10 protein-coding genes, 1 tRNA gene and 2 pseudogenes are annotated in these 12,378 nt (G+C 64.2%); 7 read left to right on the top strand and 6 right to left on the bottom strand.

What is annotated here, in order from left to right; all coding sequences use genetic code 11:
* Positions 1-45: 45 nt before the first annotated feature.
* The 3 genes from NJD74_RS16475 (at position 46) to NJD74_RS16465 (ending at position 3,794) form a co-directional block, all read left to right on the top strand.
* A complete protein-coding gene (locus tag NJD74_RS16475; protein WP_319624594.1) occupies positions 46-1,701 on the top strand; it encodes an acetolactate synthase large subunit in 1,656 nt (551 codons plus the stop codon).
* Between the two features lie 33 nt (positions 1,702-1,734).
* Complete coding sequence (locus tag NJD74_RS16470) at positions 1,735-3,117, top strand: aldehyde dehydrogenase family protein (RefSeq protein WP_319624593.1); 1,383 nt, start codon at positions 1,735-1,737, stop codon at positions 3,115-3,117.
* Between the two features lie 155 nt (positions 3,118-3,272).
* Complete coding sequence (locus NJD74_RS16465; protein ID WP_070474097.1) at positions 3,273-3,794, top strand: DUF6622 family protein; 522 nt, start codon at positions 3,273-3,275, stop codon at positions 3,792-3,794.
* Between the two features lie 105 nt (positions 3,795-3,899).
* Here the strand turns inward: NJD74_RS16465 and NJD74_RS16460 are convergent, their stop codons facing one another.
* Positions 3,900-4,739, bottom strand: a complete 840-nt coding sequence (locus NJD74_RS16460; RefSeq protein ID WP_070474124.1) for a restriction endonuclease — start codon at positions 4,737-4,739, stop codon at positions 3,900-3,902.
* Positions 4,740-4,851: 112 nt separating this feature from the next.
* Complete coding sequence (locus NJD74_RS16455; RefSeq protein ID WP_254427861.1) at positions 4,852-5,967, bottom strand: hypothetical protein; 1,116 nt, start codon at positions 5,965-5,967, stop codon at positions 4,852-4,854.
* 122 nt (positions 5,968-6,089) lie between these two features.
* On the opposite strand from NJD74_RS16455, the gene NJD74_RS16450 reads away from it, so the two are divergent.
* Complete coding sequence (locus NJD74_RS16450) at positions 6,090-7,151, top strand: BRCT domain-containing protein (protein ID WP_319624592.1); 1,062 nt, start codon at positions 6,090-6,092, stop codon at positions 7,149-7,151.
* A gap of 141 nt (positions 7,152-7,292) precedes the next feature.
* Here the strand turns inward: NJD74_RS16450 and NJD74_RS16445 are convergent, their stop codons facing one another.
* The gene (locus tag NJD74_RS16445; RefSeq protein ID WP_319624591.1) at positions 7,293-8,870 is read right to left on the bottom strand and encodes a PQQ-dependent sugar dehydrogenase; all 1,578 of its coding nucleotides are present in this window, start codon (positions 8,868-8,870) and stop codon (positions 7,293-7,295) included.
* A gap of 266 nt (positions 8,871-9,136) precedes the next feature.
* Here NJD74_RS16445 and NJD74_RS16440 point away from each other — a divergent pair, with 266 nt between their 5' ends.
* Together NJD74_RS16440 and NJD74_RS16435 are read left to right on the top strand one after the other, a co-directional pair.
* On the top strand, positions 9,137-9,688 hold the full coding sequence (locus tag NJD74_RS16440; RefSeq protein ID WP_319624590.1) for a 3'-5' exoribonuclease: 552 nt from the start codon (positions 9,137-9,139) through the stop codon (positions 9,686-9,688).
* A gap of 92 nt (positions 9,689-9,780) precedes the next feature.
* Positions 9,781-9,883: transfer RNA gene (locus tag NJD74_RS16435), tRNA-Ile, on the top strand.
* A 3-nt stretch (positions 9,884-9,886) separates the two neighbouring features.
* Here NJD74_RS16435 and NJD74_RS16430 read toward each other — a convergent pair.
* Together NJD74_RS16430 and NJD74_RS16425 are read right to left on the bottom strand one after the other, a co-directional pair.
* Positions 9,887-10,513 (bottom strand): SEC-C domain-containing protein, encoded by a 627-nt coding sequence (locus NJD74_RS16430; protein ID WP_130531478.1) that lies wholly within the window; start codon positions 10,511-10,513, stop codon positions 9,887-9,889.
* Positions 10,514-10,555: 42 nt separating this feature from the next.
* Entirely contained in the window at positions 10,556-11,608 is a 1,053-nt protein-coding gene (locus NJD74_RS16425) for a DNA-binding protein (RefSeq protein ID WP_319624589.1), read from the bottom strand.
* Positions 11,609-11,880: 272 nt separating this feature from the next.
* Here NJD74_RS16425 and NJD74_RS16420 point away from each other — a divergent pair.
* Positions 11,881-12,249 (top strand): annotated as a pseudogene (locus NJD74_RS16420) (AAA family ATPase); the annotation flags it as partial.
* A gap of 7 nt (positions 12,250-12,256) precedes the next feature.
* Here NJD74_RS16420 and NJD74_RS16415 read toward each other — a convergent pair.
* Positions 12,257-12,378, bottom strand: a pseudogene (locus NJD74_RS16415) (IS3 family transposase); the annotation flags it as partial.

The following is a 12,378-nucleotide window of genomic DNA, read 5'->3' as shown; positions in this document are numbered from 1 at the left end:
CGGCCCGGGTATAGTGATCCTGACTTCACCGCAAGGATCGAAGCTATGCAGAAGGGCTCGGATCTACTGGTCAAGGCGCTGGAAAACGAGGGCGTCGACCGCATCTTTGGTGTGCCGGGCGAGGAGAATCTGGACTTCCTGGAGTCGCTCCGGACCTCGCGCATCGAGTTGGTGCTCACCCGCCACGAGCAGGCGGCCGCGTTCATGGCAGCCACCCACGGCCGGCTGACGGGCAGGCCCGGCGTGTGCCTGGCCACGCTCGGCCCCGGCGCACTGAATTTCTCCACCGGCGCGGCGTATGCCCACCTGGGCGCGTGGCCGATGATTCTCATCACCGGCCAGAAGCCGGTCATGAGCGCCAAGCAGGCACGGTTCCAGATCGTGGATATCGTGGCGTCGATGAAGCCTCTCACGAAAATGACGCGCCAGATCGTCAGCCCTGCCGCGATTCCGGCGACCGTACGCGATGCCTTCCGGGTGGCCATGGAAGAGCGCCCCGGGCCGGTGCACCTGGAACTGCCGGAGGATGTCGCAGGTGAGGAGGTGGAGGATGTGCCCGTCATCCCCATCCACCCGCTGGAACGTCCCATCGCACCCTCTGCCGCGCTCGACCGGGCGGAAGCGGCGATCCTGGCCGCCAAACGCCCATTGGTGATGATCGGCGCGGCGGGCAGCCGGCCATGGCTCGCCGAATCACTCTCCGCATTCGTTGCGCGCACGCGCCTGCCGTTCTTCAATACACAGATGGGCAAGGGTGCGGTCACCGGCGGTTCCAACCTGTACATGGGAACGGCCGCGCTCTCCGAGGGCGACTATGTCCACGAAGCCGTTGCCCGTGCTGATCTGATCATCGCCATTGGCCATGACACGGTCGAAAAGCCGCCCTTCCTGATGAAGAGCGGCGGCGGCCCCAAGGTCGTCCATATCAGCTTCCAGTCCGCCACGGTGGAGCAGGTGTATCACCCCGATATCGAGGTGCTGGGCGACATCGGGGCTTCGGTGGATGCCCTGGCCGAACGGCTGGAAGGGCGGTTGCCTGCGGACGAGGGCATGATCGCCCTGCGCCAGAGAATCCTGGCCCGCATCAACGACCGCGCCGAAGAGGACCGTTTCCCGGTCACGCCGCAGCGGCTGGTGCACGACGTGCGCCGGTCCATGCCGGACGACGGCATCGTCTGCCTCGACAACGGCATGTACAAGATCTGGTTCGCCCGCAACTACCGCACGCACGTGGCCAACACGCTGCTGCTGGACAACGCGCTCGCCACCATGGGCGCTGGCCTGCCGTCGGCGATGATGGCTGCCATGCTGTACCCGCAGCGCCGCGTCATGGCCGTATGCGGTGACGGCGGCTTCATGATGAACTCCCAGGAGATGGAAACCGCGGTGCGCCTGGGGCTCAACCTGGTGGTGGTGATCCTCAACGACAGCGCCTACGGCATGATCCGCTGGAAACAGGCAGTGGATGGCTTCGACGATTTCGGCATGCGCTTCGGCAATCCGGATTTCGTGAAGTATGCCGAAGCCTACGGTGCGAAGGGGAGCCGGGTGACCGCGGTCGAAGCGCTGGTGCCGATGATCGAGGCCGCTTTCGCCGGCGGCGGCGTCCACGTGCTGGATGTACCGATCGACTATGCCGAGAACACCCGCGTGCTGGTCGATGAACTTCGCAACCGCACGCCGGACGTGGGCTGTGATTGATCGTCATCCCTGATGCTGAGCAAGGAACCCAACATGCTGACTGTCGTCCAGGCGTTCGACCGTGCCCCCATCGCCGAGATCGGGTTGGATACCGCCGCGGCCCTGGAGCGCAAGCTTAGTGCCGCCGAGCGGGTATTCAAGGACCGCGACGGCTGGCTCGCGCCGCACCAGCGCATCGCGATCCTGCGCCGGCTCGCCGCGCTGATGGACGGCAGGCGTGATCATCTGGCGCTGCAGATTGCCCGGGAGGGCGGCAAGCCGCTGCCGGACGCCATCGTCGAAACCACGCGCGCCATCGACGGTGTCCACAACGCCGCCGACGAGCTGCGCAACTTCGCCGGTCGCGAAATCCCGATGGGGCTGTCGGCCGCGGCGGAGGGCCGTTGGGCGTTCACCACGCGGGAGCCGATCGGCGTGGTTGCCGCGATCTCTGCGTTCAACCACCCCCTGAACCTGATCGTCCACCAGGTGGCGCCGGCCATCGCCGTCGGGTGCCCGGTGATCATCAAACCTGCCTCCGCGACGCCATTGTCGTGCTTGGAATTCGTCGCGATGGTGCACGAGGCCGGGCTGCCCGAGCCGTGGTGCCAGAGCTTCCTGCCGGAGGGCAACGACCTGGCCGAGGCGCTGGCCACCGACAAGCGGGTGGCCTTCCTGAGCTTCATCGGCTCGGCCAGGGTAGGGTGGTCGCTGCACGCCAAGCTCGCACACGGTGCGCGTTCGGCGCTGGAACACGGCGGGGTCGCCCCGGCCATCGTCGATCGCAGCGCCGACCTCGGCAGGATCATCGAACCGGTCGTCAAAGGCGGCTACTACCATGCAGGCCAGGTGTGCGTCTCCACCCAGCGCGTCTTCGTCCACGAGGATGTTGCCGATGACTTTACCCAGGCACTCATCGCACGGGTCGAGCGCCTGCGCACCGGCGACCCCACGCTGAAGGACACGAATGTCGGCCCGCTGATCCAGCCACGCGAGGTCGACCGCGTCGCCGAATGGATTGACGAAGCAGTAAGTGGCGGGGCGCAGCTGGCCACCGGCGGCAAGCGACTTTCCGAGACCATGCTGCAGCCCACGGTGCTGCTGGATCCGGCCAGCGACGCACGGATCACCATGCAGGAAGTGTTCGGGCCGGTGGTGGCGGTGTATCGCTATACCGACCTGGACGAGGCGATCGCGCGTGCCAACTCACTGCCTACCGCGTTCCAGGCGAGCGTATTCGCGCAGGATATCGATATCGCCATGCGCGCCGCCAACCGGCTGGATGCCTCGGCCGTGATGATCAATGATGCCACCGCGTTCCGGACCGACTGGATGCCCTTCGCCGGGCGCCGCGAGTCGGGGTATGGCACGGGCGGCATCCCGTACACGATGCGGGACATGTCACAGGAGAAGATGATCCTGATGCGCAGGAGCTGAGCGGGCAGGCGACGTCTACGGCGCTGGCTGCGTAATGTACGTCCGGATGCCTGACACCTGTCACTTGTGACGGGTCGGTGCAAAGCGAGAATGGACCCATTCCCGCACGGCGCTGCATCGCCGGCACCCACCCAGCTCAAGGACGCCCCGTGAACATGCTGCATCCCCTTCTCTCGAACACCCCGGTGTGGGTCTGGGCGCTTCTGGTCTTTCTGGTCGCACGGGGCGTCGCCGCCATGAAACCTGGAGAAACCTCGCTCACGAAACTGGCCATCGTGCCGGCCCTTTTCGTGGCGTGGGGCATCGTGTCGATAAACCACCGGTTCGGCAATGCCTGGGAAGCGTGGGGTCAGTGGTCGGTGGGCATCGGTGCAGGCGTGGGCCTTGGATGGCTGCTGCTGCGCCGGGCAACGCTCACCCTGAATCCGTCGACGGGAAAGCTGTGGCGCAGTGCGGACTACAGTCTCCTGCCGCTGCTCCTGGTGACGTTTGCGGTGAAGTACGGCTTCGAGTGCGCGCTATCCGTATCCCCCTCACTGAGCGCGGACGGCAGTTTCCGCGCCGCGTATCTGCTGCTGTCTGGCGGGTTCACGGGCATCTTCCTCGGCAAGTATCTGCGGTACCTGCGCGCGTCTCGGCTTGCTGTACTGGGTAGAACCCTGGATGCGGCGGGCTGAGTTGGTACCGGCGCACGTCGGCAGTCCCGGTCAGAGACTCATCCGGCTATGGTTCACCGCGACCCAGGCACCGAGCAGAGTGCGCGACACAGCATCGGCGTGGCTTCAAGCGAGACGTCGATCCGCACTTCCCCGGCAGCGGGGGAACTGACTGCAGCCAAAGAACGACTCACCGGTGCGCCGGTTGGTTCGCTGCACCAGTGTGCTGCCGCATCGAGGACAGCCCTCACTCAACGCAGGTGTTTCCTTCGGCGGTGCGATCTTTGGCTCAATACGTGGGTTGGGCGCGGTTGGCCACACATCCGCGTTGCGTGACGCCTGGATCATCTCCAGCAACGTTGCCCCGTCCATCAGCTCGATGGGCTTGCCCTGTGCAAACGCCTCAGCGTCGCGGGTGAATGCCCCAATGCAGACGATCCTGACCGCATCCGCGCGATGGTGGGCCAACAGGCCAGCCATCTCGCGCACAACGCTCACGCCGACCTGCTGGCGCTTCCATTGCTTGCACTGGACCAGAATGCGCCGGCCGTCCTTGCGAAGGATCAGATCGATGCCGCCATCCGGGCCGCCAAGGCCCGTCTCTTCGACGGTGTAGCCCTGCCGGCGAAACGCTTCGCCTACCAACTGTTCGAACTGGCGCCAGCCACCGACGGCCAGACTCTCCAGCGTGGTCCTGGTATCCAGCAGGTGACGCCGATATCTGGCACGCAGGAACGAGAGGAGGGCGGCCATCCAGCAGAGACCCAGCAGCACCCAGGCGAGCGGGGCGAGTACCTGTCCGAACTCTCCCGCAAGGCCGGCAGCCAGCGTGCCGCCCTGGCGCGAGAACCACCACGGGATCCCGTACCGAAGCGCGCTGTAGCCGGCCATGCCGACCAGGATCCCGACCGGCCAAGGCAGGCCGATCAAGGCGTCAAATCCGGTCGATGTCCTTCTACGTCCCATGTATGCAGCCTGTTTCCCCTGGCGCCAACATACCACCCTGAGGGCCAATATCTGATGCCGTGCGGCAGGAGGTAAGCCGCTCCCGGTCAGTGCGATCTCGCCGTCTTGCACGTCACGGCTTTGCCGGCCTCACGACGTAGCGCTCCCAGTAGCCGGCAAGCTGAGCCGCCTTTCGGTTGCTCAGCTCGCTGCCGAGGGTCTGCTGTATCCCTGCTGCTTCCTCGCCACGCTCGGCACGGTACAACTCGCGGGCCGTCTCGAGCAGCGCCCGCTGGCGTACGTTGAGGTTACCGAAGGGGTCGAAGTAAGAGTCAAGGCGTGACGCGTCAGCCACCCCGGTCCACGTGAAGCGTGCTTCGCCCGCCTCCGTGGCAACGGATCGGTACCGGTCCACGGCCATAGCCGGCGTGGCCCTGCCTTCCAGCACATCCAGGCGCGTCTGCAGCAACGCGACTTCAGGCGAGTTGCGCTCTACCTTGAGGGCTTGCACCGACTCCCGAACAAACGCGCGGTCCATGTTGCCGGTGCCAGACTGGACGCCCAGCAGGTTGAAGCTGGCGACAGCGGCGTGGTACTCACGGCGCCCCTCCCGCTGCACCAGCGCCTCACCGGGTTCGCCGAGGCTGGAGGGCTGTACGATCCGCAGGTCCGGGGAAGCGGCCAGGATCGCTTCGATGTCCCGCTTGTGGAACTCGCCAACCACCACGACAACCGTGCCGCCGGGGCGCGCTTTCACCGCGGCGGCTACCCGCTGCGCCTGCAGGTAGGTGCGATAGAGATACAGCCTGCGCGGCAGGTCATCCGCTGCCCGCTTGGCCGGCGTTGCGGCCCATTGCGCGATCCGCTCCACGTTCTTTGCCTCGTCGGCGTGGAAGAGATCCCGCGTGAGCTGGCTCGGGGAGGGGAATGAAAGGAACTGCTGGAACCCGCTGGCAGGGCGCAGTTCCGGCGGGGCCCCCAGGTCCAGGCCGAATCCAAGCTTGGCATCTTCGACGGGTGGCTCCCAGTCGATGGGACACAGATCGATCCCGTTGCGCCGGGCGAAAGGAACCACGACGTCCTGAACTTCGTAGGTGAACTCGTAATAGTCGTTGCGTGCGAAGGCCTGCGGCGACCGCTCGATGCAGATGGCATCGGGCCTGGCATGCGCCAGGAAGGCCGCAAGGCGGGCAGGGCGGTCATTTTTGGCCACAAGCTGGGCAGCGTGGTCCACGCCAAGCACGATCACGGTTGTCGTCCCGTCGGCGGCATTGGAACCTGCTCCGGCCGTCGCACACATCAACAGCAGCGCTGCCGAGAAAAATAGACGCCTCACACGTACTCCCTCCATTCCATTGGAACCAACATAGCGTGCACAGCCCCCTGGCTCGTGTGCCATTGGTTGTAGTCACGCCGCAGCTGCGATGCTGCAACTGGATCGTTACAGGGGCCAGCCTGCCTCTGGCGCCAGATGTCAATGACGCGGTAAGTTTCCATGACACGCCGCTGGACGGCGTCCAACAGGGACGTACCTCAATGCACCCCGATCACCGCAGCTACTTCAGGTTCACCTCGAAAGCCCGACTGAACAAATCCGTCAACGCCCTGATCGGCATCGTCGAAGGGATCGTGATCGACGGCCAGATCAATCCCCTTGAGCTCGACTACCTCAACCTGTGGTTGGTCGAGCACGAGGCAGTGCGAGAGCAGCACCCATTCAACGAGCTGGTGCCGGTTGTCACTACCGCCGTGGCCGACGGCGTCCTGACCGAGGAAGAGCGCGCAGACATCCTGTGGCTGTGCGAAAGGCTGCGCTCCACCGAGTTCTACGCCGATGTGACTGCCGACCTGCAGCGATTGCACGGAATCCTGGGGGGCATCGTTGCGGATACGCACATCTCCATGGAAGAGCTCCGCGCCCTGTCAGATTGGATGGCAGATCACGAGCACCTGAGGACATGCTGGCCATTTGACGAGGTGGGGAGCCTCATCACAGGCGTACTCGCCGACGGACAGATAGACCCGAAGGAACACGCGTTGCTCCTCGCATTCTTCGCGGAGTTCACGCCACTGCTCGACGACCGTACGATTACCAATCCGCTCGTACTGAAAGAACAGAGGATCGTCGGCTTGTGCGCCGTGGATCCCGAGATCAACTTTCTGGATAGGGGCTTTTGCTTTACCGGCGCATCGTCACGCTTCACCCGCACCGAGTTCCAACAGATCGTCGAGAGGCTCGGGGGATCGGCCCACTCAGCCCCATCGAAGAAGGTCCACTACCTGGTCATCGGCGCGGAAGGCAATCCTTGTTGGGCCTTTGCCTGCTACGGACGCAAGGTCGAAAAGGCCATTGAGCTTCGTAAATCAGGGTCACGGCTCGTACTCGTCCACGAGCTCGACTTTCACGATGCATTGGCCGACCACGGCGGCTGATTCGCCTGGGCCGCAAACAGCCTTAGGGCCAGCGATACACCCAGCGTCGGTGGCCCCATGCTTGCCTTCGGCGCGCGCCTGCTGGCGAGCGTGAGCGTGCGGAGTCAATCCTCCGCACACGACTTCACCTGAGCGGCATGCTCACAGGGTTTCTTCCGGTATCAGTCTCAGTAGCTTGCCGTCCACCCCATCGGTAAGCGCATAGACGGAGCCATCTGCAGCGACCATGACGTCACGAATCCGTTCACCCAATTCGACGAGCAGCCGCTCCTGGCGCACCACGCGATCACCGTCACGAACGAGCCGGCGGATGCTCCGCTCACGCAATGCAGGCACCAGCAGATCTCCCTGCCATCCCTTGAAGAGGGCGCCTTGATACACGGCAAGACCGGAGGGCGCGATGGACGGCGACCAGACCACCTCAGGGTCCTCGAACGCCTTGTGCCGGGTAAACGGGCTCACCCGTGCAAATGGGTAGTCGATCCCGTGACTGACCATCGGCCAGCCGTAGTTTGCGTCCGGTCGAAGTCGGTTGAGCTCATCACCGCCGCGCGGCCCGTGTTCGCTGACATGGATGGAATCTGTGACAGGGTCATGCACGATGCCCTGCGAGTTGCGATGCCCGGAGGTGTACAGGGTCCCCACGCTCGCGCCAGGCGCGAGCTCTATGCGCATCACCTTGCCCAGCGAGTTGCGCACATTCTGCGCTTCCTCCCGGCGGGCACTACCGTCGCCCACGGTCATCAGCAGGGTGTGCGCGTCGAGAAAGGCCAAGCGGCCGCCATTGTTGCCGTCGCTGGCTTTTGGCGTGGATTCGAAAAGAATCTCCACCTGTTCCATGGACCACGCATCGCCAACGCGTTCCAGCGCGCCACGGATCAAGCGAACACCCACGCCGCGTTGATCTCGATAACCCTGCGTCAGATACACGCGGCGATCGGTCTCGAAATCCGGCGACAGCGCAATGTCCATCAGGCCGATCACGCGTTCACGCTGATAGCCCGCGGGCATTTCGGAGAGATTGACGTCCACACGTGCACCGGCGCGGTCAATCAGCTTCAGGCGGCCAGCCATTTCGGTGACGAGCAGCGTTCCATCGGGCAGTTCCGCCAGCGACCACGGCCACTGAAGGCCGCTGGCGACGGTCGCGACCTGGTAGCCTTTTGCCGCAGGCGGCTGTGCACGTTGCGCCGTTGGCTGCATAAACATGAATGAGACAAGCGGCAGCAGCACCAGGCCAGCCGGCAACAGCAAGGCAACTCCGCCGTGGGGGTGCGTTTCGCGCACGGCACGCGCCCTCAGCGTGTAGCTCACATAGCCTCCCACCAGCCCACACAGACTGAGCAGGGCGAAGCCGGGAATCTCCCGGATGGCGGCCACTGCCGGCATCGGAATCACACTGCGCAGCAGCGCGAGCACGACCGCCAGCCCGGCTACACCGGCGAGCAGTGCGCAGGGCAGGGCATGGAGGCCAAACCGGCGCAGAATTGGCTGCAGACCTGACGCAAGCACGCCGCCGGCCAGCGAAAAGCTGAACATTACAGGTCCGAACCGAGCCAGATCCTCCACGTTGACTGCGGCCCTTGCCGGCCAGCTGACGTCCAGGCCCAGCTGGGTAAGAGCATGCAGATTGATCTGGGTCTGGAGCAGGCTGGCAACAGCGGCCGTCGCCAATGCAGCAGTGAGGTTGATTGAGATCGTTCGCAACCAGGAGCGCATGCAGGGAGTTCGTCAAAGCAGGCCGAATCCACACTCTAGCAATGAGATCCGGTGAACCTCCAGTGATGCATTCCGTTGAAGAATTCACAGCGGAGGAACTGCACGGCGGCGACCCTCTACGGACCTCCCCTCTACGTAGAGGGTTGGCAGGGAATCGTTACGAACACGGCCAGATCTTCGCTAACCGATTGATGGATCGGTGAATTCTACCCTCCGCCGCCCTTGCAGGGTCGGACCTCCCCAAGGAGCTGTGGCACCATTCAACCATGGCCACCACGTACTACTTCCTGGACACCGAGTGGGCCGATGTAACGGGCAGCGAGCTGGTGAGTTTGGCGCTGGTGAACGAAGGTGGAGACCGCCTTTTCTACGCTGAGCGAGCCAGCCTGCCCGAGGCTCCCACCGACTTCGTTCGTCAAAGCGTCTACCCACTGCTCGACCGCGGCGGCGCGGCCCTGCCGGATGCCGCCCTGACTACCGAACTGCGCGCCTTCCTCAGCGAGGCCGATGCTCCGGCGGTGATGGCGGATTTCCCGAACGATCTGCATCTGCTGCGGTATGCCTTGGATGGGTTCGAGCTCCCCGATGACCAGGTTGCTGCATGCGGACCCCGGCCGGCCCCGGTGATGACGCGCATGTCCAAGGAAGGCCTGCCGGGATTGCTGGTGGAAGATTGGTTCGCGGCCCATCCGGAACATCGGGCGAGGCGCCACCACGCGCTGGTGGACGCGCAGGCCTTGCGGATGGCTTGGCTGGTGGCGACCGACCGCGTCCCGGCTCCGGCGTGGGCCCACTCCTATCATCGTGCCCGGCGATAGCGGCATGGCGTCCATTCCCGGTATGCTTGCCTCATGAACCGCCTGAGCCCGCTCGACCCTCGAATACCGGCGTGATCGCATCAATCGATCACGCCCCTGTTGCTCATGTTGGTCAGAGCGCCGGCCTTATACCCCGGTGAGAGCACGCGCCAGATAAGCGCGTACACGTCGGTTCGATTCCGACCAGGGGCACCACCGTCAACGACGGAAGAATGCTTCTACTTGCGCGCCATGACAGCGCTTGTACTTGCTGCCGCTGCCGCACAAGCACGGTGCATGCTCGCGCAATCCCGCACCGAGTGACTGGCCCAAGAAATCCCTCGCCTGCAGCAGGGGCTGGATTTCATTGGCCGGAACGCTGACCTCGCCATACTGGGACGCTCGCTCGCCGCGGTTCATCACCTGGACAATCGCTTCGGACATCTGGATGAAGTGTTTGATCAGCAGGTCGTCGCGTAATGGCATGCGGACGTTGTCGATGGCAAGGCCCTCGTAACGTCTTCGCGGATCCGGCACGAAGAGAATGCGCTTCTCGCCTTCAGGCTTTGGCGTGATGTCGATCATTTCTCCTTCGGGGCTGACCCACACCGCGTGGAATTCCGCTTCCACCAGCACGTGCGGCCATTCCCACAGCTGCCACCCGCATAGCATCTGACCACCGTCGCGCGCGACCTTGGCCTGCACGTTGGGAAAGCATTCGTGCACGATCGCATCGGCTTCCGGCTGCACATCGAGGTACACCGGTTCTGCACCGCGCACGACCGAATCGGTCAAGCGCCGCACCGCACGGCTGATTTCCGGGGGTGTGGTTGTGACTACGCTCATGACAAAGCTCCTTGCGATCGTGGCGGATGTTTCGCTCCTAGGCTATGACCCCGGCGTCTCTTCCGATGAGATCCGCTTGGCGCCTTTGCCGCCAGCACTGGCTGGCTGCAGCTGGGCCAGCAGCGGCTCCAAGGTGCTCAGGCGCACGGTGGCGCGCAGGGTCTCCGCCTCGGCGTGCTCGCGTCGTTCGCGCTCCTGGACCAGTTCGGACCGGGCTTTCGTGAGCTCTTGTCGAGCATCTTCCAAGGCCTGAGCGTCTTGGCCCCAGCGCACCTGCAGCGCCTGGTATTCGGCCGCCGTCAGGCGCAGCGCATCGAGCTCGTCCTGTTGCGTCTGGATGGTCTGGCGCAGCTGCGCCACCTCCCTTTCCAGCCGGGTGTGGCGTTCCAGCCACTGGCCGTTTTCCCGGTTGAGCTGCACCAGGTCGTGGTTCTTGGCGGTCAGTGCTTCGTTGGCCTGGCGCAGGGCAACCTGCAGTTCCTGCACCTGGTGCTCGTGCCGGCGTTGCTCCTGCTCACGCTGGTCTTTGGCCGAGGTGCGGTAGTGCTCAAGGGCTTCCCTGGCATGCTCGTGCTTCTGCTCCAGGGAGCGTGCGTGGCTTTCGTGCTCTGCCAGCCGCGCCGTGAGGCCTGCAATGCGCTCCTCCAGCTGAGCCCGTTCGGTGGTGCGGCTGGCCAGCTCGCCCCTGGCGGCTTCGCATGCCTCGCGCTCTGTCAGTAGCAGCGTTTCGGTGCGCTGAAGCTGCGCGCTGAGGTTGCCGGTCTCTTGTCGGGCCTGTTCCAGGGCTTGGGTGCGCTCGTGCAGCTCGGCCTGGAACCTCTCTTGCGCTTGGGCGACCACGGTTTCCGCCTCGACATGCAGCCGCTCGGCAAGGCGAGCCACCAGGTCCTGCAGGGCGTCGCTGACCGAGATCTTGGCGCCTAGGCCTTGCCCGTCCTCCTCTTCCAGCTCCTTCAGGTAGCGATGGATGGTGGTTTTAGACCCAGTATTGCCCAGTGCCACGCGTACGGCGTCCACTGACGGATTCCTGCCTTCGGCCCGGAGACTGTCCCGGGCGCGTTGCACATCGCTTTTGTACAAGCCAGACCGAGCCATTCGTCCTCTCCTGCTATTTCGTAATATATTACATACCATGTAATTACGCGCCATTCAACATGCACATGGATCAGGCTGGGGCGTTAATTTAAGGCGGGATAATATGGAATTATCCCGCGTAAGGCCGATTCATGCCCTTCCCAGCGCCCCAAATAGTACGAAACCGCCCAAGGCCGGCGATCGCTGGGTAGTCTGGCCCAGAGCGGAAAGGAGGCCAGCCAGGGTGCGGCCAGGCTCCGCCACCGAGCCCGTTGGTCATCAAAGGACTGTGCATGCCGATCGAACGTATCGTCATCGAAAACTTCAAGTCGTTTCGGCATCTGGACCTGCCGCTCAACGCCCACATGAACCTGGTGGTGGGCGACAACGAGGTCGGCAAGTCCACCCTGCTGGAGGCCATCCACGCGGTGGTCACCGGGCAGTTGCATGGGCGCAATCTTGCCTACGAGCTAACGCCTCACCTGTTTCACCAGCCCACAGTGCGGGAGTACTTGGCGACGCTTGCTGCAGGGACGCCGGCATCGCCGCCGCGGATCTCCCTCGAAGCCTATCTGGGCGGCGACGCCGCACTGGCCTCGTTGCGCGGCACCAACAACTCGCTGCGCCAAGACACCGCCGGCATCCGGTTGCTGGTTGAGCTCAAGGGTTCTACCCCGAAATCACGGACGGTTGTAAAAGGGCTGAGAACTTCTGGTCTTGCCTGGCGACCCTTCGTCGCATCCTCGGGTTGTGGAACCGCTCGATGTATTCGAACACATCCGCCCTCGCGG

It is taken from the genome of Stenotrophomonas sp. RG-453 (assembly GCF_033843685.1).
Lineage (GTDB): Bacteria > Pseudomonadota > Gammaproteobacteria > Xanthomonadales > Xanthomonadaceae > Stenotrophomonas > Stenotrophomonas bentonitica_A.
Note: the sequence above shows the minus strand (reverse complement) of the source record. Positions and strands in the feature narration are given on the sequence as shown.